Source organism: Blautia sp. OM06-15AC (assembly GCF_003481425.1).
Taxonomy (GTDB): domain Bacteria; phylum Bacillota; class Clostridia; order Lachnospirales; family Lachnospiraceae; genus Fusicatenibacter; species Fusicatenibacter saccharivorans.
The window spans coordinates 33241-56809 of the sequence record NZ_QULD01000001.1; the positions used below are offsets into that span (position 1 = coordinate 33241).

A 23569-nucleotide genomic window follows, 5' to 3' on the forward strand; every position below is an offset into this window, starting at 1 on the left:
AAGGAAAGATACAAGATAGAGAAATGGGGAAAGCGAAAATGGGTATTGTGATCAATCATTCCGAAAATATTTTCCTGCCGCAGATGATCATTACGAAGCCGGAGATGGAAGAAAAGGTGGAAGCGTTTGTGAAAAACGGCGGAACCGTAATCGTGACGTACCGCCACGCCGTGAAAGATGCGGACAACAACGTTCCGTTCGGCGAGACACTGCCGGTGCACTACAATGCGCTTGCGGGTCTGACCGTAGAAGAGATGGAGAGCCTGCAGGACTATGATGCATTCCCGGTTGTGGGAAGCGGCGTGTTCGAGGGCGTGGAAGGCACAGGCGGAATTTTCCGTGATATGATTCAGGTGCAGGATGCGGAAGTGCTGTTCCATTACGCGGATGCGTTCTATCTGGAATTCGCAGCCGTGACGAGAAAACAGACCGGCAGGGGAACTTTGTATTACGTGGGCTGCGGTCTGGAAGAGAAGATCACGAAGCTTCTGATGGAGCAGGTGATGCGGGACTGCCATTTCCAGATGGTGCCGTCCGAAGAGGGCCTTGAGATCGTGACGAGAGGAAACGAGAAGCAGAAGGTGACGATGTACATCAACCACAATGCAAAGGAAGTGACGTATGGGGATATGACACTGGCACCGTTTGCATGCAAGATTTTAGAAGCATAATATAAAAGAGTAAACGAGAGAAAAGGCGCGGCCGCCCGGAGCAAAAAACAGCTTCGGGCGGGCCGTGCCTTTTGCGTGCTGACAAAAAAGATGCAAAAAGCGGAATTCTGTGTTGACAAGTGTCCGAAAAAAACTTGTAAATAAGACGCGAGTGTGCAAAAATAGACATAAAACAGATGCGGAGGCATCCTGAAAAAAAGAGGAGAACAACATGGAAAAACAGAAAAAGATAGCACTGATTAATGATCTGACAGGCTTTGGACGGTGCTCGACGGCTGTGATGGCGCCGATCGTGTCGGCGCTGAGGATTCAGGCGGTGGCAGTTCCGACCGCAATTCTCTCAGCACACACGCAGTTTCCGACGTATTACTTTGATGATTATACTGACCGGATGAAGGATTACATTCAGACCTATAAGGATCTGAAGCTCGATTTCGATGCGATCTCGACCGGCTTCTTAGGATCGGAACAGCAGGTGGATATCGTGCTTGATTTTATCCGCCATTTTAAGACGGACCGCAACTTTGTCATCGTCGATCCGGTCATGGGAGACTATGGGAAGCTGTATCGGACGTACACGAAAGAGATGTGCGAAAAGATAAAAGAACTGGTTCACTACGCGGATATCATCACGCCGAATCTGACAGAGCTCTGCACACTGATCGATGCGCCGTATCCGGAGAACGGGGCTTCGATTGAGGAGCTGAAAGAGATGTGCGGAAAACTGGCGGAGCGGGGACCGAAACACATCGTGGTGACGGGCATCCACTTTAACCAGACGCAGATTGCCAACTTTATCTATAATAAAGGCGAAGACTTCCAGATTGTCATGGTAGACCGCATCGGCGGCGACCGGAGCGGTACGGGAGATGTCATTGCGGCAATTATCGCAGGCATGTATCTGAACGGCCACAGCCTGTACGAGTCGGTGAAAAAGGCGGCGGATTACGTATCGAAATGCATCCGCTACTGCGAAGAAAACGAAGTGCCGAGCTACTGGGGACTCTGCTTTGAAATGTTTATGAAGGACTTAACGGAGGAAGCGTAATGTATTTATATACTGTAACCGGAGCCGTCGGCGAGGAAGGGTATCTCGACCTTGCAAAGAGCGGCGATCTTACCGGAAAAAATGTCTATGTCAACATGACAAACAAATGCCCGTGCAGCTGTGTGTTCTGTCTGCGCCAGACGAAACAGCAGCAGGAGGGAAATACACTGTGGTTAAAAGAGGGCGAGCCATCCGTTGAGACGATGCTGGAGCTGTTCGCACAGTACGATCTGAACGTGATCAATGAACTGGTCTTCTGCGGCTTCGGAGAACCGCTTGAGCGGCTTGAGGATGTCTGCCGGGTGATCGATTCCTTAAAAGAAACGTATCCGAACCTGAAAGTGCGTCTGAATACGATCGGTCTTGCCAACCTGATCTATGGAAGAGATGTCACCCCGGAATTAAAGGGAAGATTTGATACCGTCTCGATCTCTTTAAACGCGCCGGATGAAAAAGAATTTCTGGAGCTCACACGGTCGAAATTCGGCATCCAGTCGTACGAGGCGATCAAGGAGTTTGCAGTACTTGCAAAACAGTATGTGCCGAATGTTGTGATGACCGTTGTCGAGAAAGTTATGCCGGAAGAAAAGATTCAGAAATGCCGGGAAATCTGCGATGAATTAGGTGTTACCCTTCGTGTCCGCCCGTTTGAAAATTAAGGTGTGCGGAACGGAATCTTTCGCTTGTATTTCCAGAATATAACGCCTATAATGGGAAAGAAAAACAAAAGAGAGGGAGAGACGTATGAACGAGTCTAATGGAGTCATCCGCGATGCGAGAAAGCTCGGTATTCCTAAAATGCTGATTCTCGGATTGCAGCACATGTTTGCCATGTTCGGTGCAACCATTCTGGTGCCGATTCTGGTAAACAGCTACTTTGTAGACGCATGCGGCGAGGGGCCGTCCCGCGGTCTTACCGTATCCGTCACACTGTTCTGCGCCGGCTTTGGAACCCTGCTGTTCCATCTGTGCGCGAAATTTAAAGTACCGGCATTTCTTGGTTCTTCGTTTGCATTCTTAAGCGGTTTCGCCGCTGTTGCAAACCTGAATACCGGAAAATATGCCAGCATGAGTGTCAACGACAAGGCAGCCTATGCCTGCGGAGGTATTGTGGTAGCAGGTCTTCTGTACCTGATTTTTGCCTTGATCATCCGCATGGTCGGCGTCAAACGCGTGATGCGCTACCTGCCGCCGGTTGTCACAGGTCCGGTTATCATCTGCATTGGCCTCAGCCTTGCTGGTTCCGCCATTAATAATGCTTCGACGAACTGGTTCCTGGCACTGGTTGCGCTGGCAGTCATCATCATTTTCAACATCTGGGGAAAAGGAATGCTCAAAATCATTCCGATTCTGATGGGCGTTGTGATTGCCTACGCTGTGGCAGTTGTCCTGAATGCACTCGGCATCAAAAATCCGGACGGATCCGTGATCATCAACTTTGCGCCGGTTGCACAGGCAGGCATCGTCGGACTTCCGCCGCTGCAGCTCTGCAAATTCGATCTGACCAGCATTATGATCATGGCACCGATCGCGATCGCGACCATGATGGAGCATGTCGGCGATATGTCGGCGATCTCTGCAACCGTAGGAGAGAACTTCCTTTCTGATCCGGGCCTGCACAGAACCCTGCTCGGCGATGGTCTTGCAACCGCAATGGCAGGTTTCATCGGCGGACCGGCCAACACGACGTACGGCGAGAACACCGGCGTTCTGGAATTGAGCCGCGTACATGACCCGAGAGTCATCCGTATTGCCGCAGTCTTTGCGATTATCGTCAGCTTCATTCCGAAGGTGTCGGCACTCATCAGCACCATGCCGTCCTCTATCATCGGAGGCGTCAGCTTCATGCTGTACGGTATGATTTCTGCCATCGGTGTGCGCAACGTGGTAGAGAATAAAGTAGACCTGACCAAATCGAGAAACCTGATCATCGCGGGCGTCATCTTTGTCTGCGGACTGGGCTTCAGCAACGGTCTCTCCTTTACGATCGGCGGAACGACCGTCACCCTGACTGCACTTGCCATTGCAGCCATCGCAGGAATCCTGCTGAACATGATTCTGCCGGGCAATGATTACGAATTCGGCGTAAACGAGTCCGGGGACGAGAACAGAGGAATCCACGCATAAAGAAAAATGCAAAAGAAAATCCGTTTTTTCTGCATCTGTATTCTGCACAAAGGAATGTGCAGAAACAGAAGGGAAAAAGCGGATTTTCTTTGCATTTCGGTACGGGCAAGTGTGTATTGGAGGGTAAGAAGATATAAGGTTGGTAAAAAAATGACACACGAAAGATCGAAAAAGGGGATGATGGGACAGATCGTCGGATCCTTATATTACCTGGATCCAACGGTGATTCCGCGGCTGAAAAGTCTGCGAAGCGGTGACGATCCGGTGTTTTCGTTTGGTGTTTTATTTTACGCGCTCAAATGCAATCCGCGGAGAGTGGTTCAGTACGTAGATGATGCCGCGCCGTTCAAATCCGTTTTTCTGGATCAGATGCTGCATGATTTGATTGTCCGTATGCGTATCGACGCGCAGGTGCGGGATCTGTGTCCAGCAGTAATCGACGATCTGGGAGAAAAATCCGTGGATTGTTCCGTCTGAGGCAACCTGGTGGATCGTGCCATACGGCGCATCGGAGAGCCAGGAGCCGTCGTCGATCTGCAGATACGTCGGATCCTCACCGATGATGAAGGCAAACGCGCCGTGCAGCGTGCCGTTTTCTTCCAGGACAAAAAGCTGTTTGTCACGGATTCTGTTGTGAATCAGCTCCTCCGGCGGAAAATGGTTTCCCCACTGATTCGGATTTCCGGTTTCCTGCATAAAAGAGCGGGCGTACGCATAGATTGACATGAGCGAAGTAAAATCCTCCGGGACGGCAAGTCGTATCATGATAAAAATTCTCCTTTTAGTTCAAAATAAGCAGTTTTATTGTAGCACAGCGGACGGTGAAGCACAAGAAAGAGAAAACATGATTTGACTTTTTGAAAAATCCCATGTACAATGCAGTTAGTTGTAACTAACCAAAGCAACCAAAACCACAACAAAACGATTTCTGCCGGTCCTGGATGGGCCGGTTCCGCATCAAATTGTCAGAAAGGAAAGAATATGAAACAAAATCGAAAACGAAAAGAGACGGCGGGCATGAATTTTCTCCGCTATCTCGGCCCGGGACTTCTTGTCACGGTCGGTTTTATCGACCCGGGAAACTGGGCATCCAACATTGCCGCCGGATCGGGTTACGGCTACGAGCTTCTGTGGATGGTCACCCTGTCCACGATCATGCTGATTTTTCTGCAGCACAATGCGGCGCATCTCGGCATTGTCACGGGAAAGTGCCTCTCGGAGGCGGCGAGCCTCTATCTGCCTGCGTGGCTGAAAAACACGATTCTTGCGACGGCGATGATGGCAGCGGTGGCGACCGCAATGGCGGAGATCCTCGGCGGTGCGGTTGCGCTCCAGATGCTGTTCGGCATTCCGATCAAGCTCGGCAGCATGATGATTCTCGTGCTGGTTCTGATCTGTGAGTTTACAAGTGCTTACAAACGGATTGAAAAACTGATCATTGTGTTTGTCTCGCTGATCGGCTTTTCGTTCCTCTTCGAGGTCTGGATCGCCGATATCGACTGGGCGCAGGCGGCTGTCGGCTGGGTAAAACCGTCGTTTCCAGAGCACTCAATGCCGGTCATCTTAAGCGTCCTCGGTGCGGTCGTCATGCCGCACAACCTGTTTCTCCACTCGGAAATTATTCAGAGCCGCCAGTGGAATCTTGAGGATGATGAGGTGATTGCGCGCCAGTTAAAGTATGAGTTCAAAGACACCCTGTTTTCCATGATCATCGGATGGGCCATCAACAGTGCAATGATCCTGATGGCGGCCGCAACGTTTTTCCAGCCGCAGAATGCAAAGCAGGTGGATGATCTCGCAACGGCGGGAAAGATGCTGACACCTCTCCTTGGAAATGCCACATCGGTGATTTTTGCAGCAGCGCTTCTGCTCGCCGGAATTTCATCGAGCATCACCGCGGGAATGGCGGGCGGAACGATTTTTTCGGGGATTTTTAACAAGCCGTATGAGATCAAGAGTAAGGAGACACGCTGGGGAATCCTTCTTACCATGATCCCGGCCGCAGCGGTCATTCTTCTGATTGATTCCCCGTTCCAGGGCCTTCTCTATTCACAGATGTTCCTTGGAATGCAGCTCCCGATTACGGTATTTACACAGATTTATCTGACGTCCTCGAAAAAAGTCATGGGAAAATACGCGAACAGTCTGCAGCTGAAAATTGCCCTGTTTGCGATTGCGGTGATTGTGACACTGCTGAATATCGCGCTGCTGTTTGTGCAGTAAAAAGAATGAGAAATAAAAAAAAGAAGTCCGCTGCGCTGATCCCTGAAAAAGAGACCGGCGCAGCGGACTTCTTCTATTATAATATGCTCTTCATGCAGGCATCGACAAAGTCCTGCAGAAGCGGAGAGAGTTTCCGCCCCTTTTTCCAGATCACGGCGATCTGCGTTTCCAGGTCGCTTTCTGCGAGCGGCTGGATGCGGAGTCCCTGGCAGAGAGAGCTCATGGACTGCGGGAAAATGGCAGTGGCAAGGCCTTCCTTTGCCCAGAGCATCGCGCCGCGGGGATCGTCGCAGACGCAGAAAAGATCGGGCTCCATGCCGCGCGAGTGGAACGCATCCATGATGAGCGCCTCATACCGGCGGTAGATGATGAGCGGAATATTCAAAAGATCCGAGAGCTTTAGCGATCCGTTCTTCTCGGGAAGCATATCTTTTGAAGAAACGGCAATCATAGGTTCAGAGCTTAAAATTTTATAGTCGACATCGTCGAGCCGCAGCGGCGTGCGGGCGATGGAAATGTCGATGATGCCGTCCATCAGATAGCGGTACAGCGTGTAGGTGATGCCGTCGTGCACCTCGAAGTTGACATCGGGATTGCGGCGGGAAAAAAGCGAGACGCACGGCATGATCGTCGCAACGGTGGTCGGTGTGATGCCGAGGCGCAGAACCCGCTTTTTGCCGACCTTTGCGACCTCAAGCTCCGTCGATTTCACGTACTCGAGCAGGTTGGCGGAGCGGTCGTACAGCAGTTTTCCGGCTTCGGTCAGGCGGACGCCCTGGCGGGTGCGTTCAAATAAAGTGACGTTCAGTTCGGCTTCCAGCTGCTTTAACTGATAACTGAGCGGCGGCTGGGACATATTGAGGCGGCGGGCGGCCTCGTGAATGCTTTCGGTTTCGGCGATGACGCGGAAATATTCAAGCTGGCGCAGTTCCATAAGAGACTTCCTTTCGTGAAATTATTTATGATATTAAAATTGTATCACTAAGCTATAAAAACAATACTATTCGTATTAATCATATGAGATTATACTGTCAATGTCAAGAAACAAAGAAATGGAGAGTGAAAAAGAAGATGAAAAGTCTTGGAGTCTACTTGAAGCACTACAAAAAAGAGAGCATCATCGCTCCTTTGTTCAAGCTTCTGGAAGTCGTATTCGACCTTCTGGTGCCGATGGTTGTTGCCCAGATCATCGATGTGGGTATCGCAGGCAATAACCGTCCGTACATCGTCAGCCGTTTTGGAATCCTCGTTCTGATGGCGGCAGTCGGACTTTGCTGCAGCTTCACCGCGCAGTATTTCGCGGCAAAAGCGAGCGTCGGCTGTGCAACCGAGCTTCGCCAGGCGGTCTTTGATCACATCCAGGCTCTGTCCTTTACGGAGCTGGATACCATTGGAACCGATACGCTGATCACCCGTCTGATCAACGATATCAACCAGGTGCAGAACGGAATCAACATGGGTCTGCGTCTGCTGCTGCGGAGTCCGTTTATCGTATTCGGTTCCGTTGTGATGGCATTTACCGTCAACGTAAAATGTGCCATCGTATTCCTGGTTACTATTCCGATCCTATTCGTTGCCGTATTCGGCATTATGCTGGTCAGCATCCCGCTGTTCAAAAAGGTACAGGCGGCACTCGACCGCGTCACCGGAATGACAAGAGAAAATCTGAACGGTGTCCGTGTCATCCGTGCGTTCTGCCGTGAGGAGCAGTCTGTTGCCGATTTCGAAAAGAGCAACGATGAGCTGACTTGTCTGAACGAGTTTGTCGGAAAAATTTCCGCACTGTTAAATCCGCTGACCTATGTCCTCATCAACATCGCAGCCGTTGTCCTGATCTGGCAGGCAGGCCTTCAGGTTAACATCGGCAGTATGCAGCAGGGACAGGTTGTCGCACTTTACAACTACATGCTGCAGATCATCGTGGAGCTGATCAAACTGGCATCGCTCATCATCACCTTAAACAAATCCGTTGCCTGTGCAGAGCGTGTCTCCGGCGTACTGGCGGTTCCGACAACCATGAACTACCCGGCAAAAGGCGGCGCTGCAAAGAAAGTAACTGGCGATGCAGCTGTTACATTTAAAAATGTCAGCTTCACCTATGCAGGAGCCGGCGCAGAGAGCTTATCGGATATCAGCTTTACCGCAAAACGCGGACAGACCATCGGAATCATCGGCGGTACCGGAAGCGGAAAATCGACGCTGGTCAGCCTGATTTCCCGTTTCTACGATGCGACCAGCGGTGACGTCATGGTAGACGGCGAGAATGTAAAGAATTACACGAAAGAAGAGCTCTGCAATAAAGTCGGTGTTGTTCAGCAGAGAGCAGTGCTCTTTAAAGGCAGTATCCGCGACAATATGAGGTGGGGCAAAGAGGACGCCACCGATGCAGAAATCTGGGAGGCGCTCACCACAGCCCAGGCGAAAGAAGTCGTAGAAGGCAAACAGGATCAGCTCGATTTTATGCTGGAGCAGAATGGAAAGAACCTCTCCGGCGGACAGAAACAGCGTCTTTCTATTGCGCGTGCGCTGGTAAAAAAACCGGAAATCCTGATTCTGGACGACAGCTCGAGTGCGCTTGACTTTGCAACGGATGCAAAACTCCGCAAAGCCGTCCACAATCTCGAAGGAAACACGACAACCTTCCTCGTATCCCAGCGAATCGCCGGCATCCGTCAGGCAGACCAGATCCTCGTTCTTGGAAATGGTACGCTCGAAGGAAACGGCACACACGACGAGCTGATGAAAACCTGCGAGGTTTACCGCGAGATTTACTTCTCCCAGTTCCCGGAAGAGCGTGCAGCTTATAACAACGAAAGCGGGGTGATCGCATGAAAAAGACAGAAAACAAGTCCGGAAAAAGCGGCATGCAGGTCATGAAAAAGCTGATGGCGTTTATCGGAAATTATAAAATTTTCTTAGGCCTTAGTATTGTCCTAGCTGCGGTTACCGTTATTTTACAGCTTTATATTCCGATCCTGTTCGGCGATGCGATCGATGAGGTTGTTGCAGCCCACCAGGTCAATTTCCCGGAGATGTGGTTCTATCTGAAACGAATCGTATTCTTTACCCTCGTTTCCGCACTTTCCGCATGGATCATGAACCTGATCAACAACCGTATGACGTACCGCATCGTGCGCGACCTTCGTTCCCAGGCGATCCGTCATATCCAGGTGCTGCCGCTGTCCTATCTGGATCAGCACAGCTCCGGAGACATCGTAAGCCGTGTTATCGCAGATACCGATATCTTATCGGACGGTCTTCTGCTTGGCTTTACGCAGCTGTTCTCCGGCATCGTAACCATTATTGTGACACTGTTTTTCATGTTCTCGAAGAACGTATGGATCACCCTTCTTGTGATCTGCCTGACACCTCTGAGCTTCTTCGTGGCAAAATTTATTTCCGGCCGCTCGTTCAAAATGTTCCAGAAACAGAGTGAGACGAGAGGAAAACAGACCGCACTCATCGATGAGATGATCGGAAACCAGAAAGTAGTCAAAGCGTTCGGCTATGAGGAAAAAGCTTCCGAGCGTTTTGCAGAGATCAACAAAGATCTGCAGAAATACAGCCAGCAGGCCGTGTTCTACAGTTCCTTAACGAACCCGTCCACCCGTTTTGTCAACAACGTGATCTATGCCGGTGTTGCCCTTGTGGGAGCTTTCATGATCCCGGGCGGCGCGCTGACCGTCGGCGGACTTTCCGTTCTGCTGTCGTACGCAAATCAGTATATGAAACCGTTCAATGATATCAGTTCCGTTATCACCGAGATGCAGAACGCGCTTGCCTGCGCAGGCCGTATCTTTGCTCTTCTGGAAGAGAAAGAGGAAAGTGCAGACCCGGCCGGAACGATCGATACCGTGACGGGAAATGTGACGATCGATGATGTAGCATTCAGTTATGACAAAGAGAAAAAACTGATCGAGAACTTTAATCTTGACGTACAGCCGGGCATGCGTGTTGCCATTGTCGGCCCGACCGGATGCGGAAAGACGACGTTTATCAACCTGCTGATGCGCTTCTATGATGTCGATGCCGGAAAGATCTGCATCGACGGAAAGCCGATCGACGAACTGTCCCGCCATGCGCTCCGCAGCTGCTTTGGTATGGTGCTGCAGGATACCTGGATCAAACAGGGAACCGTGCGCGACAACATCAGCTTCGGAAAGCCGGATGCGACGGAAGAGGAGATCATCAATGCGGCCAAAGAGGCACACAGCTGGGAGTTTATCAAGCGTCTGCCGAAGGGACTTGACACGGTTCTCAGCGAAGACAGCATCAGCCAGGGGCAGAAACAGCTTCTCTGTATCACCCGTGTCATGCTCTGCCTGCCGCCGATGCTGATCCTCGACGAGGCGACCTCCAGCATCGATACCCGTACCGAACTGCAGGTTCAGGAGGCGTTTGACAAGCTGATGCAGGGCAGAACGAGTTTCGTCGTTGCCCACCGTCTGTCCACGATCCGCAACGCTTCGCTGATCCTCGTCATGAAAGATGGAAAGATCATCGAGCAGGGACGCCATGAGGAGCTTCTTGAGAAGAAAGGCTTCTACTACAATCTGTACAACAGCCAGTTCCAGGCGTCATAAAAGATATTTGGAAAAGAGAACAGCAGATCTGTGCCGCGCATGCGATTTTGAGGCGTGCGCGCTCAGATCTGCTGATTTTTTATATGTTTTTGCAATATTCTGAAAAAAATACGGCATGGGGTATTGACGAATCCTATCACAGGTGCTATAGTTTTACAAAAATAAAAAAAGACGTAGAAGTTTTTAGAAAATGTGCGGAGAGCTTTTGGAAATTTAATTTTCGAAAGGTGCACGACCGAAGAAGTAAAACTTTCAGGTGCTGGTTCTCTTCTTAAAACAAGAACGGACGGGAGACGGCGAGGACTAAAAACGGAGTGGTCTCTGGAGAAGCTCTTGAAAAGAGTGCCGAAGGTGCAATGCAGCGATGCAGAATCTCTCAGGCAAAAGGACAGAGTCAAAAAAGATACAGAAGAAAAACAGCCGCGGAACAAAAAAAGCGGTGCGCAGAAACGAAAAAATTCCGGAAGCGCGGTTTTTTGCTGTATTTTTCAATCAGAGCCATGTTCTGCAGGAAAAATTCCGCAGGAGATGGTATTTTTTTTCTCAAAACGGTGCGGATGTGTGATCCACATCGTTCAGACCATACGTCGAATGGAAAGGGAGAAAAGAAAATGGATGCATTGAATCAGGCAATTGCGCAGATCAGTGATGTGCTCTGGAACAGCGTACTGCTGTTTCTGCTGGTAGGTACGGGAGTTTATTTCTCTGTTCGGACCCGCTTTGTACAGGTAAGAAAGTTTAAGACCGCGTGGAACCGCGTCTTCGGCGGTTTCTCGTTAAAGGGTAAGAAGGCCGGAAAAGACGGCATGACTTCCTTCCAGGCGCTTGCAACAGCGATCGCCGCACAGGTCGGAACCGGAAACATCGCAGGATGTGCGACCGCACTCGTATCCGGCGGCCCGGGAGCCATCTTCTGGATGTGGCTTGCTGCGTTCTTCGGCATGGCAACGATCTACGGCGAGGCGTATCTCGCGCAGATCTCCAAACGCCGCGATGAGAGCGGGGAAATCATCGGAGGACCGGTTTACTACATTACCCACGCATTCAAGGGAACGTTTGGAAAAGCACTGGCAGGCTTCTTTGCCGTAGCCGTTATTCTGGCGCTTGGCTTTATGGGAAATATGGTACAGTCGAACTCCATCAGTGATGCGTTCTACACCGCATTTTCCGTACCGAAATGGGTGATGGGTGTGATTGTAGCCGTTCTCGCCGCATTCATTTTCATCGGAGGTATCTCCCGTATCGCATCCTTCACCGAAAAAGTTGTTCCGGTGATGGCAGCACTGTATCTCGTCGGAGCCCTTGTTGTTATTCTGATCAACATCCAGCATGTGCCGTCAGCGATTGCTTCGATCTTTATCTGTGCATTCCGTCCGGACGCCGTATTTGGTGCAGCAGCCGGTATTACCGTGCGGAAAGCCATGCGTTACGGTGTTGCCCGAGGCCTCTTCTCTAATGAAGCCGGTATGGGTTCCACCCCGCATGCCCATGCGATTGCCGATGTCGAGAACCCGGAGGATCAGGGTGAAGTAGCGATGATCGGTGTCTTTATTGATACCTTCGTTGTCCTGACCATGACCGCTCTCGTTATTCTTTCTTCCGGCGTTCTGGAAGAGATGATGAGTACCGGTGTTAAAGGAACCCCGGTCGCACAGGCGGCATTCCGAACCGGCCTCAAAGGCTTCGGACCGGCGTTCGTAGCGATCTGTCTTCTGTTCTTTGCATTCTCGACCATCGTCGGATGGTACTTTTTCGCAAGACAGAACGTACAGTATCTGTTCGGAAAGAAAGCAGTCGTTCCGTTCTCGCTGATCGTCGTTGTGTTCGTTTTCCTCGGCTCTCTGCTGAAAGTGGATCTCGTATGGAACCTGTCAGACCTCTTTAACGGCCTGATGGTAATTCCAAACCTCATGGCGTTGATCGTCCTCGCAGGAACCGTAGCAAAAGCGGCAAAAGGTGAAAAAGTAGAATTCTAATCATATATACAGAACGGGAAAAAGGAGGAAAGTCTGCTGATGCAGACTTTCTTTTTGCAATTATTCAGAGCCACATCTCGATTCCGCTGCGCTGCATCTCGATGTGGCTTCTCGCCATATAAAATTTCAAGAAGAACTGTTCGTTCATGCGAGCATGACTCACAGTTCTTCTTGAAATTTTGCATGGCTCTGAATAATTGCAAAAAGAAAGACCGGCAGGGGAGCTACCGATCTTTCAAGGGGAGTATAAATAATTAATAAGGGGTTATTAATTGTAAAAAAATTTATGAAGGGTAAATTCTTTTACAAAATTGATTATAATACAGATAACGGGAAAAAGCAACATCGAAATTCAAAAGTTGGAAAAAATTACCACAATTTGGAAAGCAGTGGTCCGAAAGCAGGAAAAACACTGTATTTTTGGGCTTGCATTCCCCACTTTGGAACAGATACCGTGGAAAAACAGGGTTCTGGATGCATAATCTGCGCGGAAAAAGCGATACTAAAGGATGTCGCAGGACAAAAAAACATTCAGGAGGAAACAAGATTATGACCAGAAACAGCAAAAATGAATACAGCAAAAATGAATACAGCAAAAACGAGTACAGCAAAAACGGATACGAGAAAAGCGAATACAGCAAAAACCAGAAGAACAGCAGAGACTGCAATCATGTGAAAGACCGTGAGATGTCATCCTACGGTCAGCAGAACCGGGAGCAGGACGAGAAGGATGAGTATGAAAAATACTAAGTAAACCTTGGGATTCCGGCAGAAAAAGCCGGCGGAGGGTCCCATACGGACTCTGCCGCCGGTTTCTGCATACATATAAAACAGGAGAGAAAGTCAGATCCGGAGAGGGGGACCAGGATATGGCAGGCATGACACTGCTGGCGGCAGACCAGCTGGACTGGTACGTGGGAAAACCGTGGGCGATGATCATCGATGTGCGGAGCCGGCGGGAATACGAAAAAGGGCATGTGAAAGGAGCGGTGAATCTTCCCTATGACCATCTGCTCGAACGGGTCTGTCTGCCGCGGGACAAAATTCTTGTGATCTGCTGTGAGCGGGGTGCCGCGAGCATGGCGGAGGGAAAGCGGCTGGCGGAGAACGGATACGAGGTCAAAACGGTCATCGGCGGAATGCATGCATACCGCGGACGATATCTGGTGGCGGGAGAAGAGCTGTAATGGGGCGGCAATCCAACATTTCTTCTTGTCAAGCGGGAAAAGATACGGTAAGATGAAACAGAAAACAATACAAAACCAAACCACAAAACGAAAGAGAGATCACGATATGAAATACATGTTTGCATCTGATATTCACGGTTCTGCCTATTACTGCAGAAAAATGCTGGAAGCCTTCGAGGCAGAGGGCGCAAGCCGCCTGTTTCTGTTAGGCGACCTTCTCTATCACGGCCCGAGAAACGATCTTCCAAAAGAATACGCACCGAAACAGGTCATCGCCATGCTGAATGAGAAAAAACAGTACCTCACCAACGTGCGCGGAAACTGCGACGCAGAAGTAGATCAGATGGTACTGGAGTTCCCGGTGCTGGCAGATTACGGCATCCTGATCGAGGGAGGCCATACCTTCTATATGAGCCATGGCCACATCTACAATGAGCAGAATCTGCCGCCGCTGATGGATGGAGATATCTTCCTGTACGGCCATACCCACGTCCTGCGTGCCGAGAAAAAAGGCGCACACACCTTCCTGAACCCGGGTTCTGTATCTCTGCCGAAAGAGGGCAATATCCCGACCTATGCAATCCTCGAGGACGGCGTATTTACGATCAAAGGCTTTGACGGCACCGTCGTAAAACAGCTCACATTATAAGAGGGGACGGGAGAGTATGGAATTATATGAACTGATCGCCCCGTGCCACTTCGGCCTGGAGGCGGTGATGAAACGTGAAATCCTCGACCTCGGCTACGAAATCGAGCGCGTGGAGGATGGAAAAGTAACGTTTCTTGCAGATGCAGAGGGAATCGCCTACGCAAACCTGTTCCTTCGCACGACCGAGCGTATCCTGCTCAAAGTAGGACAGGTCCACGCCGAAACGTACGATGAACTCTTTGAAGCGACAAAAGCGCTCCCGTGGGAGAAATTTATCCCGAAAAACGGAAAGTTCTGGGTAACGAAGGCAAACTCCATCAAGAGTAAGCTCTTCAGCCCGTCCGATATCCAGTCGATCATGAAAAAAGCGATTGTCGAGCGATTGAAACAGGTCTACCACATGGAGTGGTTCCCGGAGGACGGTGCACAGTACCCAATCCGTGTTTCGATTTTAAAAGACGAGGTTACGATCGGACTCGATACCTCCGGCGTTTCCCTTCATAAGAGAGGCTACCGCAAGCTGACCGCGAAAGCGCCGATCACCGAGACCCTTGCCGCAGCACTTATCATGCTGACTCCGTGGAAGGGTGACCGGATTCTTGTCGATCCGTTCTGCGGAAGCGGTACGTTCCCGATCGAGGCGGCCATGATGGCGGCCGATATTGCACCGGGTCTCAACCGTTCTTTCCTTGCGGAGCAGTGGACGCACCTCGTGCCGAAAAAATGCTGGATGGATGCGGCGGAGGATGCACGCTACCGGATCCGGAACGATATTGAGACAGATATTCAGGGCTTTGATATCGACGGAGATGTCATCAAGAGTGCCAGAGAGAACGCAAAGCTGGCCGGTGTGGATCACCTGATCCATTTCCAGCAGCGTCCGGTTGCCGAGCTGTCGCACCCGAAAAAATACGGTTTTCTGATTACCAACCCGCCGTACGGTGAGCGCCTGGAGGACAAAAAAGATCTTCCGGCCCTGTATCAGGCATTAGGAGAGCGGTACCGCGCTCTCGATTCCTGGTCGATGTATCTGATCACGAGCTACGAGGATGCCGAGCGGTATCTCGGCAAAAAGGCGGATAAAAACCGTAAAATTTACAATGGAATGCTGAAAACCTACTTTTACCAGTACGCGGGACCGAAGCCGCCGCGCCGGGAAAAAGAACAGAAATAATACAAATGGAGGAGCAATGCCGAATGATTTTTGGTGTTGCTCCTTTTTGGTAACAAAAATTAAAAGAAAAATTTTAGAAAAGGTTAATATTTCCTTGAAATCACTGCACTACTGTGCTAAACTGTCCTCATGCGAAATTTTTTCATCAAGCGGAGGAAACCATGAACGGACAGGAGATCAGAGACAGGCTGCTGCATTCCTACGAGAGGAGCTACGATATCGTAAAGCCGTCCGAAGTAAACGGCCATACATACGATGCCTGTGCAAGCTACCACGAGAGCGGCGCAAAATACGTGCTCTCAAAGAAAGCAGAGTTGTGGAGGATCAGCTGTCATGAGCATGCGTATTTTAAAGCGGTGGAAGAACTGAACGATCAGGACGTCGAAACATTTCTGACGGACCTGACAGAATGGATAGAGCCAAAGGTGGTTCGCGAGGGGAAGGAAGTACCGGATACCGACCACATGTACACGCTGGTCACCGGTATTTTTTTTGCGGACAAACCGGTTGCGGACAGCGTAAAGAAGAAAATCCGAAAATATAAGTATTATAAAAATTACCGGTTTTCTTTGAGAGGCTATTGTCAGGTGCGGCTGCTCGTCTTTGATACGGCAGAACAGAAAGTGTTTGGAAACCGGGCGGCTTGGGAATTGGTAAAGGGATATGCTAAGATGTTCCGGTCTTAGTTATCTATAAATTTATTCTACCAAAAAGAGGGAGGAAAAAACAAATGAATAGTATTCTTGTACTGGTTGTCGGAATCGGCATTCTGATCGCCGGATACGTATTCTACGGAAAATGGCTTGCCGGGCAGTGGGGCGTTGATCCGAAACGGAAAACCCCTGCATTCACCGAGGAGGACGGTGTGGACTACGTTCCTGCCAAAGCTCCTGTCTTAATGGGACATCACTTCTCATCCATCGCAGGCGCAGGCCCGATCAACGGACCGATTCAGGCCGCTGTCTTTGGATGGGTTCCGGTTCTTTTATGGGTACTCATCGGCGGTATCTTCTTTGGAGGCGTTCATGATTACGGCGCACTGTTTGCATCCCTGCGCCACAAAGGACAGTCCATCGGCGAGGTTATCGCAGACACCATGGGAAGTAAAGCGAAAAAACTCTTTATCGTCTTCGCTTACCTGACCCTGATTCTTGTTGTTGCAGCCTTCGGTTCCATCGTTGCCAATACCTTCAAGGCAGCCTATACCGAGAGCGGCGCTGTCGATGTGGCAGCAAGTTCTGCAAATGCAACAACCGCTATGATTTCCATTCTGTTCATCGTACTCGCCGTTGTTTTCGGTTTCATGGTATACAGAAGAAATGTATCTCTTGGCGTTTCCACCATCGCAGGCGTTGCAGCTATTGTTGTCTGCGTTGTTGTTGGATTAAACTTCCATCCGATCTATCTCTCCGAGACAGCATGGATGGTAATCGTTGGTATCTATATCACCGTAGCTTCTGTTGCACCGGTCTGGATTCTGCTTCAGCCGCGTGACTACTTAAGCTCCTTCCTTCTGTACTTCATGATGATCGTAGCCGCTGCCGGTGTCATCGGAAGTGCTCTGATGGGCCATGCATCCCTGGATATCCCGGCATTCACCGGATTCAAAGATACGCTGGCTCCGACCGGAAGTTCTCTTGGATTTATGTTCCCGGCCCTGTTCGTAACCATCGCCTGCGGAGCAATTTCCGGATTCCATTCACTCGTTGGTTCAGGAACTACATCGAAACAGCTTGACAATGAGAAAAATGCCCGCCCGATCGCATACGGCGGTATGCTGATTGAGTGTGCACTTGCAATCGTATCTCTGTGTGCAGTCGGCTACATCTGGTCCAGATACGCAGACGGAACCACCGTTGTTCCGACCGCTGTATTTGCAACCGGTATCTCCGAGATGGTAGCAACCATTCCGGGACTTGGCGGATCGACCCATGTACTGTACTCTCTGCTGGTTCTGACTGTATCGGTATTCTGCCTGACTTCTCTGGATACCGCAACCCGTCTGGCAAGATACATGTTCCAGGAGTTCTGGCTTGAGCCGGGACAGACTTACAAAGAGGCAACCGGCTACAAAGCCGTTCTGACCAATCCGGTTGTATCAACCGTTATCACCGTAGTACTCGGCATCGGCCTTGGCCTGACCGGTTATTCCAAAATCTGGCCGCTGTTCGGTGCATCCAACCAGCTGCTGGCAGCCATCGGACTTCTTGCTGTTGCCACCTGGCTTGGAAAAGTCGGCAAAAACAACAAAATGTTCCTGTTCCCGATGGTATTCATGCTGATCGTAACCATCACATCCCTTGTACAGACCCTGATCGCAAACTTCAAGGGCCTTGGCGCAGGCGTTGGCATCGGCTGGTGCGTAGCACGTATCGTGCTGGCAGGCCTGCTTGTCATCCTGGCGCTGATCCTGGCTGTCGATGGATTCAAGACTCTGGCAAATCAGAAAAAAGCAAAATAATGTGTGATTACAAAAAAGGCTCCCGGATAAAAACGGGGGTCTTTTTTTGTGACAGGGTTCTTGTGTTTGCGTCACACATACGGTATAATGATCGCAAGTTATTTCAGCGTGAAAGAAGGAAAACGGTTATGAAAAAAATTGTATTTGCAACAGGAAACGCCGGCAAAATGAAAGAAATCCGTGAAATCCTTGCGGATCTGCCGGTGGAAATTTATTCGATGAAAGAAGCCGGCATTTCGGTTGAGATCGATGAGAACGGCAAAACCTTTGAGGAGAATGCAAAAATCAAAGCACAGACCGTTGCCGGATGCACAGACGGCGACATGATCGTGCTGGCGGATGACTCCGGTCTGGAAGTAGATGCCTTAAACGGCGAGCCTGGTGTCTATTCGGCAAGATATATGGGAGAGGATACGTCCTACCGCATCAAAAATCAGAGCCTCGTTGACCGCCTGGAGGGCGTGCCGGTGGAAAAAAGAACGGCACGATTCGTCTGTGTGATTGCAGCTGCCTTCCCGGATGGAACAGTCTGTACCACCAAAGGAACGATCGAGGGAAAAATCGGTTACGAGGAACGCGGGGAGAACGGTTTTGGCTATGACCCGATTTTCTATCTGCCGGATATGAGCCGCACGACCGCAGAACTTTCTCCGGAAGAGAAAAACGCAGTCAGCCACAGAGGAAAAGCACTGGCGGCGATGAAAGAACAGATTGCATCATATTTGAAATAAGAAGAGGGAAGAGAATGAGTATGAAATTTCTGATAGTGAGCGATACCCATGGACGGATGTATAACCTTGAGGAGGCCATGGAACGTGAGGAGTTCGACGGCATGATCCACTGCGGTGACGTGGAAGGGATGGATGACCTGATCAAATCCAAGGTAAACGGCCCGTGCTATATGGTCATGGGAAATAATGACTGGTTTTCAGACCTCCCGGCGGAGATTCAGGTGAACATTGATGATTACCGTGCCTTTATCACACACGGTCATAACTACGGCGTATCGCTCGGCCTGGAGGGAATCTATGCGGAGGCGCTTTCCAGGGGTGTGGATATCGTACTGTTCGGCCATACGCACCGGCCGGTCGCAGAAAAGCGTGGAAATCTCTGGATTGTCAATCCGGGCAGCCTCACGTATCCGCGTCAGATGGGAAGAAAACCAAGCTATGCCATGCTGGCGATCAACGAAGAGCATGAGCTTTCGGTGGAAATCAAGTATCTGGATTAAAAAACGGGTCGAAAAAGGGCGGAAAACAGCCCAAAATCGAATGAATTATCGCAACTAACATGACTATTCCAAAGAAAACAGGGTAGTACCGGAGCAGGTTCTGACTAATCCTTAAAAAGTTTGTCAAAAAAATACAATTTAGGTGTTGACAGATGAGAAAAGATATGATAAGATCTTTTTGTTGTCCGGTGAGAACAAAACAACACAAAAAACATTTTGAAAAAAATGAAAAAAAGTGTTGACAAACCGAAAACAATGTAATATAATAAATCTTGCGTCGAGCGCGAAAGGGTTAAACGCAAATCGGGAAACCTTGTTTACGGGGTGTGGCTCAGCTTGGCTAGAGCGCCTGGTTTGGGACCAGGAGGTCGCAGGTTCGAATCCTGTCACCCCGATGTCGTGCGGGTGTAGTTCAATGGTAGAACACCAGCCTTCCAAGCTGGATACGTGGGTTCGATTCCCATCACCCGCTTGCTGCTACAATTTTGTAGAAGCTGTGTGCTTGTAGCTCAGTTGGATAGAGCAACGGCCTTCTAAGCCGTGGGTCGGGGGTTCGAATCCCTCCAAGCACGCTTCACTAAAATTAAATAGTGAAAAAGACTGTAAGTCGTAATTATGGTGGGTATAGCGCAGTTGGTTAGCGCGCCAGATTGTGGCTCTGGAGGCCAAGGGTTCGAATCCCTTTATCCACCCTGCCAGCAAGGCGAAACATTGGGCTATCGCCAAGCGGTAAGGCACAGCACTTTGACTGCTGCATTCGCTGGTTCGAATCCAGCTAGCCCAGTTGGATGCAAAAGTATACGGAGCATTAGCTCAGTCGGTAGAGCACTTGACTTTTAATCAAGTTGTCCGGGGTTCGAATCCCCGATGCTTCACTAAATAACCCATAGAAAACGCCCATGGAGGTTTTCTATGGGGTTTTTCTTTTTTGAAAAAATAATATGCGGTTATGACGGAATTGGCAGACGTGCAGGATTTAGGTTCCTGTGCCTTTCGGCGTGTGGGTTCGAGTCCCACTAACCGCAGAAAAATCCACAGCAGTAAAATGACAAAAATCAGATTCTAAATAATTGCAGCAAAAATATTCGCGCATCAAATATCTTAAAAACTCCAAACAGAACCGAAAATCAAATAGAGAATAGATAGAGGAAAAATGGTATGACAAGAGAAAAGTATGAGTCATTGCCTTTGAGCATGCTGAAAGCGCTGGCAAAATCCAGAAACATGAAGGGGATTTCCACCCTGCGGAAAGAAGCGCTGATTGAGCGGATGCTGGAAGAAGATCAGAAAGAAAACCAGAAAAACATGGAAGAGCCGGCGGTTCTAAAAGAGGAAAAAAAGACGGAAACTGTACAGAATCAGGAACCGCAGGAAAAGCGGGAGGACGGTATGGAGCGCCAGAATTGGGAAACCTCGGAAAACGGCACCGCGCGCCCGTACCAGAGACCGCGGTATGTCCGCCGGGAAGAGCGCAGTGAAAACGGAGAGCGCCAGGAGTACCGTCCAAGAGCGCCGCGTTTCAATGAGCGTAGATTTCAGGAACCACGGAATTATAATCAGAATAACCGTGAGGAAGAGCAAAGACAGGAGCCGCGTCAGGAAGCAGGGCAGGAAATGAGACAGGAGCCGCTGCGTCAGGAAGCAAGACCAGAGACGAGACAGGAACCGCGTCAGGAAACCAGCACGCTCGACAGCGGCCAGGAGGCCTGCGGCATCCTCGAGGTCATGCCGGACGGATTTGGATTTATCCGCTCCGACAACTATATGCCGGGCGACAGCGATGTCTACGTTTCTCCGTCCCAAATCCGCCGTTTCGGACTGAAAACGGGAGATATCATCCGCGGAAACACGAGAGTAAAGTCCGCAACCGAAAAATTCAGCGCCCTTTTATACTTAAAGAGCGTCAACAATCTGCCGCTCGACCAGATCATGCGCCGCGGCAATTTCGAAGATATGACACCGGTCTTCCCGGATGAGCGGCTGCGCCTTGAGCGCCCGGGCGGAAGCATGGCGATGCGGATCGTGGATCTTGTAAGTCCGATCGGAAAAGGCCAGCGAGGCATGATCGTCTCCCCGCCGAAAGCCGGAAAAACGACGCTTTTGAAGGATGCGGCAAAATCCATCCTGCGGAACAACCCGGAGATGTATCTGATCATCCTTCTGATCGACGAGCGTCCGGAGGAGGTCACCGACATTAAAGAAGCGATTCAGGGATCGAATGTGGAAGTCATCTATTCCACCTTCGATGAGCAGCCGGAGCACCACAAACGCGTGTCCGAGATGGTCATTGAGCGCGCGAAACGTCTTGTGGAGAGTAAAAAAGACGTTACGATCTTCATCGACAGCATCACACGTCTCGCCAGAGCTTACAACCTGACCGTTCCGCCGAGCGGCCGTACCCTTTCCGGCGGTCTCGATCCGGCAGCACTCTACATGCCGAAACGGTTCTTCGGCGCGGCCAGAAACATGCGCGAGGGCGGAAGCCTGACGATTCTTGCAACGGCGCTTGTGGACACCGGAAGCAAGATGGACGATGTCGTTTACGAGGAATTCAAAGGCACCGGAAACATGGAACTCGTGCTCGACCGGAAACTGCAGGAACGCCGCGTATTCCCGGCCATCGACATAGCCAAATCGGGAACAAGAAGAGAAGATCTGCTTCTGACACCGGATGAGCAGGAGGCCGTTTACAATATGCGGAAGGCATTAAACGGCATGAAATCCGAGGAAGCCGTGGAAAATATTCTGAATATGTTTGCCCGCACCAGAAACAACGGCGAACTGATTCAAATTTTAAAAAAACAAAAAATAGTATAAGGCTTGCAATTTTCAAAATTGTGTGATACAATGAGAAAGCTGTGCAAGGTTGATGAGATTTTGTCAGCCTGAAATACGAAATCATCAGAGTAAATCTGAGAAGATAACAATATTAAGAAGAGGTGAATAAAATGAGAGAAGGAATCCATCCAGAATACCATCAGGCAACTGTTACCTGCAACTGCGGAAATACTTTCGTAACAGGTTCTACCAAGAAAGAGATCCACGTTGAGATCTGTTCTAAATGCCATCCGTTCTACACTGGCCAGCAGAAAGCTGCTGCAGCTCGTGGACGTATCGAGAAGTTCAACAAGAAATACGGCATGAAATAAGAATTGAATCAAGCAAGATGAAAAACGGGCTGAGGTTGGAAGATCTCAGTCCGTTCTTGCGTTACGGATGCAGAAAATCCCCTTTGAGGAGGTAAACGTAAATTATGAAATCATCCAATATTGGCGGCCAGGCCGTGATGGAAGGCGTCATGATGATGAACAAGGATCACTATTCCGTCGCAGTACGCCGGCCGGACGGGGAGATTGAGGTTAAAGTAGAGCAGCACAGGCCGCTGACAAAGCACAAGGGGCTTTTAAAAGTTCCGATTCTGCGCGGCGTCTTCAGCTTTGCCGATTCGATGATCGTTGGCATGAGTTCCCTTATGTACTCCGCTTCGTTCTATGAGGACGAGGAGGAGGAAAAGAAAAAGCCGGCGACGAAAGAGGAAGAGGAGCAGCAGAAAGCGAAAAAAGAAAAGACAGACAGGCTGATGATGTACGGAACCGTCACATTTTCCGTTGTCATCGCCGTCGTTCTCTTTCTGATGGTGCCGTACTTCCTGTCCGAACTGCTGCACAAAGCGGGAGCCGGAACGACACTGACCGCGGTGGCAGAGGCCTTTGTGCGTGTGGCACTGTTCCTAGGCTATCTGGCAGCCATTTCCCGTATGGAAGACATTCAGCGCGTGTTCATGTACCACGGCGCCGAGCATAAATGCATCAACTGTGTTGAGCACGGTCTGGAACTGAACGTGGAAAACGTCTTAAAGAGTTCCCGGGAGCACAAGCGCTGCGGAACGAGCTTTCTTATGTACGTCATCGTCATCAGCATCATCTTTTTCATGTTCATCCGGGTCAATTCCCCGGTGCTGAAAATTGTGATCCGCCTGCTTCTCATTCCGGTGATCGCGGGCGTTTCGTATGAAATTATCCGCCTGGCGGGAAAAAGTGACAATAAACTGGTCAACCTGATCAGTAAACCTGGCCTGATGCTGCAGCACCTGACGACGCGTGAGCCGGATGCCGAGATGGCAGAGGTTGCGATCGCCGCTGTGGAGGCTGTGTTTGACTGGAGAGCGTACCTGAACGAAAACTTTGGTTATACGTACCCGGCCAAAACCGAAAAGAAAGAACATGAGGAGCCGTGACC

Annotated in this window: 21 protein-coding genes, 7 tRNA genes and 1 riboswitch; of the genes, 26 read left to right on the forward strand and 2 right to left on the reverse strand. The window is 50.1% G+C overall.

What is annotated here, in order from left to right:
• The first annotated feature begins 23 nt into the window (after window positions 1-23).
• The 4 genes from DXB83_RS00180 (at window position 24) to DXB83_RS00195 (ending at window position 3846) form a co-directional block, all read left to right on the forward strand.
• Window positions 24-671: a beta-galactosidase trimerization domain-containing protein gene (locus DXB83_RS00180; RefSeq protein ID WP_118697161.1), complete on the forward strand. Its 648-nt coding sequence runs from the start codon at window positions 24-26 to the stop codon at window positions 669-671.
• Between the two features lie 211 nt (window positions 672-882).
• Window positions 883-1719, forward strand: coding sequence for a pyridoxamine kinase (locus tag DXB83_RS00185; RefSeq protein WP_118697162.1), 837 nt, complete (start codon window positions 883-885; stop codon window positions 1717-1719).
• Window positions 1719-2378: a TatD family nuclease-associated radical SAM protein gene (locus DXB83_RS00190; RefSeq protein WP_117760508.1), complete on the forward strand. Its 660-nt coding sequence runs from the start codon at window positions 1719-1721 to the stop codon at window positions 2376-2378. The genes DXB83_RS00185 and DXB83_RS00190 overlap by 1 nt, the downstream gene beginning before the upstream one ends.
• 85 nt (window positions 2379-2463) lie before the next feature.
• Complete coding sequence (locus DXB83_RS00195) at window positions 2464-3846, forward strand: uracil-xanthine permease family protein (protein WP_022462641.1); 1383 nt, start codon at window positions 2464-2466, stop codon at window positions 3844-3846.
• Window positions 3847-4128: 282 nt separating this feature from the next.
• On the opposite strand, the gene DXB83_RS00200 is transcribed toward DXB83_RS00195, so the two are convergent.
• Complete coding sequence (locus DXB83_RS00200; RefSeq protein ID WP_022462640.1) at window positions 4129-4611, reverse strand: hypothetical protein; 483 nt, start codon at window positions 4609-4611, stop codon at window positions 4129-4131.
• 216 nt (window positions 4612-4827) lie between these two features.
• Between DXB83_RS00200 and DXB83_RS00205 the strand changes: the two genes are divergently transcribed.
• On the forward strand, window positions 4828-6069 hold the full coding sequence (locus DXB83_RS00205; RefSeq protein WP_118697163.1) for an Nramp family divalent metal transporter: 1242 nt from the start codon (window positions 4828-4830) through the stop codon (window positions 6067-6069).
• Between the two features lie 76 nt (window positions 6070-6145).
• On the opposite strand, the gene DXB83_RS00210 is transcribed toward DXB83_RS00205, so the two are convergent.
• A complete protein-coding gene (locus DXB83_RS00210; RefSeq protein ID WP_118697164.1) occupies window positions 6146-7003 on the reverse strand; it encodes a LysR family transcriptional regulator in 858 nt (285 codons plus the stop codon).
• A gap of 137 nt (window positions 7004-7140) precedes the next feature.
• On the opposite strand from DXB83_RS00210, the gene DXB83_RS00215 reads away from it, so the two are divergent.
• The 21 genes from DXB83_RS00215 to DXB83_RS00320 all read left to right on the forward strand — a co-directional run bounded on the left by DXB83_RS00215 (window position 7141) and on the right by DXB83_RS00320 (window position 23567).
• Window positions 7141-8901: an ABC transporter ATP-binding protein gene (locus DXB83_RS00215; RefSeq protein ID WP_055227033.1), complete on the forward strand. Its 1761-nt coding sequence runs from the start codon at window positions 7141-7143 to the stop codon at window positions 8899-8901.
• Between the two features lie 41 nt (window positions 8902-8942).
• On the forward strand, window positions 8943-10652 hold the full coding sequence (locus DXB83_RS00220) for an ABC transporter ATP-binding protein (protein WP_082424887.1): 1710 nt from the start codon (window positions 8943-8945) through the stop codon (window positions 10650-10652).
• Between the two features lie 311 nt (window positions 10653-10963).
• Window positions 10964-11054, forward strand: a riboswitch (glycine riboswitch).
• Between the two features lie 209 nt (window positions 11055-11263).
• Complete coding sequence (locus tag DXB83_RS00225) at window positions 11264-12628, forward strand: alanine/glycine:cation symporter family protein (RefSeq protein WP_118697249.1); 1365 nt, start codon at window positions 11264-11266, stop codon at window positions 12626-12628.
• A 549-nt stretch (window positions 12629-13177) separates the two neighbouring features.
• The gene (locus DXB83_RS00235) at window positions 13178-13378 is read left to right on the forward strand and encodes a hypothetical protein (protein ID WP_055227027.1); all 201 of its coding nucleotides are present in this window, start codon (window positions 13178-13180) and stop codon (window positions 13376-13378) included.
• Between the two features lie 119 nt (window positions 13379-13497).
• Complete coding sequence (locus DXB83_RS00240; protein ID WP_243001874.1) at window positions 13498-13815, forward strand: rhodanese-like domain-containing protein; 318 nt, start codon at window positions 13498-13500, stop codon at window positions 13813-13815.
• A 106-nt stretch (window positions 13816-13921) separates the two neighbouring features.
• On the forward strand, window positions 13922-14464 hold the full coding sequence (yfcE, locus tag DXB83_RS00245) for a phosphodiesterase (protein WP_022462632.1): 543 nt from the start codon (window positions 13922-13924) through the stop codon (window positions 14462-14464).
• Window positions 14465-14480: 16 nt separating this feature from the next.
• On the forward strand, window positions 14481-15638 hold the full coding sequence (locus DXB83_RS00250; protein ID WP_117801933.1) for a THUMP domain-containing class I SAM-dependent RNA methyltransferase: 1158 nt from the start codon (window positions 14481-14483) through the stop codon (window positions 15636-15638).
• A 161-nt stretch (window positions 15639-15799) separates the two neighbouring features.
• Complete coding sequence (locus tag DXB83_RS00255) at window positions 15800-16324, forward strand: hypothetical protein (protein WP_055219714.1); 525 nt, start codon at window positions 15800-15802, stop codon at window positions 16322-16324.
• Between the two features lie 44 nt (window positions 16325-16368).
• Window positions 16369-18099 carry a carbon starvation CstA family protein gene (locus DXB83_RS00260; RefSeq protein WP_117804217.1) on the forward strand — a complete coding sequence of 577 codons (1731 nt, stop codon included), beginning with the start codon at window positions 16369-16371 and terminating at the stop codon, window positions 18097-18099.
• 128 nt (window positions 18100-18227) lie between these two features.
• Window positions 18228-18830, forward strand: coding sequence for an XTP/dITP diphosphatase (locus tag DXB83_RS00265; RefSeq protein WP_117760504.1), 603 nt, complete (start codon window positions 18228-18230; stop codon window positions 18828-18830).
• Between the two features lie 14 nt (window positions 18831-18844).
• Window positions 18845-19330: a metallophosphoesterase family protein gene (locus DXB83_RS00270; RefSeq protein ID WP_330415456.1), complete on the forward strand. Its 486-nt coding sequence runs from the start codon at window positions 18845-18847 to the stop codon at window positions 19328-19330.
• Window positions 19331-19650: 320 nt separating this feature from the next.
• Window positions 19651-19725 (forward strand) — tRNA-Pro (locus DXB83_RS00275).
• Between the two features lie 6 nt (window positions 19726-19731).
• Window positions 19732-19802: transfer RNA gene (locus DXB83_RS00280), tRNA-Gly, on the forward strand.
• A gap of 26 nt (window positions 19803-19828) precedes the next feature.
• A tRNA-Arg gene (locus DXB83_RS00285) sits at window positions 19829-19902 on the forward strand.
• 46 nt (window positions 19903-19948) lie between these two features.
• Window positions 19949-20022: transfer RNA gene (locus tag DXB83_RS00290), tRNA-His, on the forward strand.
• A gap of 20 nt (window positions 20023-20042) precedes the next feature.
• Window positions 20043-20114: transfer RNA gene (locus tag DXB83_RS00295), tRNA-Gln, on the forward strand.
• An 18-nt stretch (window positions 20115-20132) separates the two neighbouring features.
• A tRNA-Lys gene (locus tag DXB83_RS00300) sits at window positions 20133-20205 on the forward strand.
• Between the two features lie 68 nt (window positions 20206-20273).
• Window positions 20274-20355 (forward strand) — tRNA-Leu (locus DXB83_RS00305).
• A gap of 133 nt (window positions 20356-20488) precedes the next feature.
• Complete coding sequence (rho, locus tag DXB83_RS00310; protein WP_118697165.1) at window positions 20489-22147, forward strand: transcription termination factor Rho; 1659 nt, start codon at window positions 20489-20491, stop codon at window positions 22145-22147.
• Window positions 22148-22278: 131 nt separating this feature from the next.
• Complete coding sequence (rpmE, locus tag DXB83_RS00315; protein ID WP_022462139.1) at window positions 22279-22479, forward strand: 50S ribosomal protein L31; 201 nt, start codon at window positions 22279-22281, stop codon at window positions 22477-22479.
• A gap of 104 nt (window positions 22480-22583) precedes the next feature.
• Window positions 22584-23567, forward strand: a complete 984-nt coding sequence (locus tag DXB83_RS00320) for a DUF1385 domain-containing protein (RefSeq protein ID WP_118697166.1) — start codon at window positions 22584-22586, stop codon at window positions 23565-23567.
• Window positions 23568-23569: the final 2 nt, after the last annotated feature.

Bases quoted from the DNA above. Each gene is read 5' to 3' on its own strand.
- yfcE (WP_022462632.1), top strand. From the start codon at position 13,922: ATGAAATACATGTTTGCATCTGATATTCACGGTTCTGCCTATTACTGC.
- DXB83_RS00255 (WP_055219714.1), top strand. From the start codon at position 15,800: ATGAACGGACAGGAGATCAGAGACAGGCTGCTGCATTCCTACGAGAGG.
- DXB83_RS00180 (WP_118697161.1), top strand. From the start codon at position 24: ATGGGGAAAGCGAAAATGGGTATTGTGATCAATCATTCCGAAAATATT.
- DXB83_RS00210 (WP_118697164.1), bottom strand. From the start codon at position 7,003: ATGGAACTGCGCCAGCTTGAATATTTCCGCGTCATCGCCGAAACCGAA.
- DXB83_RS00260 (WP_117804217.1), top strand. From the start codon at position 16,369: ATGAATAGTATTCTTGTACTGGTTGTCGGAATCGGCATTCTGATCGCC.
- DXB83_RS00240 (WP_243001874.1), top strand. From the start codon at position 13,498: ATGGCAGGCATGACACTGCTGGCGGCAGACCAGCTGGACTGGTACGTG.
- DXB83_RS00320 (WP_118697166.1), top strand. From the start codon at position 22,584: ATGAAATCATCCAATATTGGCGGCCAGGCCGTGATGGAAGGCGTCATG.
- DXB83_RS00190 (WP_117760508.1), top strand. From the start codon at position 1,719: ATGTATTTATATACTGTAACCGGAGCCGTCGGCGAGGAAGGGTATCTC.
- DXB83_RS00200 (WP_022462640.1), bottom strand. From the start codon at position 4,611: ATGATACGACTTGCCGTCCCGGAGGATTTTACTTCGCTCATGTCAATC.
- rpmE (WP_022462139.1), top strand. From the start codon at position 22,279: ATGAGAGAAGGAATCCATCCAGAATACCATCAGGCAACTGTTACCTGC.
- DXB83_RS00185 (WP_118697162.1), top strand. From the start codon at position 883: ATGGAAAAACAGAAAAAGATAGCACTGATTAATGATCTGACAGGCTTT.
- DXB83_RS00215 (WP_055227033.1), top strand. From the start codon at position 7,141: ATGAAAAGTCTTGGAGTCTACTTGAAGCACTACAAAAAAGAGAGCATC.
- DXB83_RS00235 (WP_055227027.1), top strand. From the start codon at position 13,178: ATGACCAGAAACAGCAAAAATGAATACAGCAAAAATGAATACAGCAAA.
- DXB83_RS00195 (WP_022462641.1), top strand. From the start codon at position 2,464: ATGAACGAGTCTAATGGAGTCATCCGCGATGCGAGAAAGCTCGGTATT.
- rho (WP_118697165.1), top strand. From the start codon at position 20,489: ATGACAAGAGAAAAGTATGAGTCATTGCCTTTGAGCATGCTGAAAGCG.
- DXB83_RS00250 (WP_117801933.1), top strand. From the start codon at position 14,481: ATGGAATTATATGAACTGATCGCCCCGTGCCACTTCGGCCTGGAGGCG.
- DXB83_RS00270 (WP_330415456.1), top strand. From the start codon at position 18,845: ATGAGTATGAAATTTCTGATAGTGAGCGATACCCATGGACGGATGTAT.
- DXB83_RS00225 (WP_118697249.1), top strand. From the start codon at position 11,264: ATGGATGCATTGAATCAGGCAATTGCGCAGATCAGTGATGTGCTCTGG.
- DXB83_RS00265 (WP_117760504.1), top strand. From the start codon at position 18,228: ATGAAAAAAATTGTATTTGCAACAGGAAACGCCGGCAAAATGAAAGAA.
- DXB83_RS00205 (WP_118697163.1), top strand. From the start codon at position 4,828: ATGAAACAAAATCGAAAACGAAAAGAGACGGCGGGCATGAATTTTCTC.
- DXB83_RS00220 (WP_082424887.1), top strand. From the start codon at position 8,943: ATGAAAAAGCTGATGGCGTTTATCGGAAATTATAAAATTTTCTTAGGC.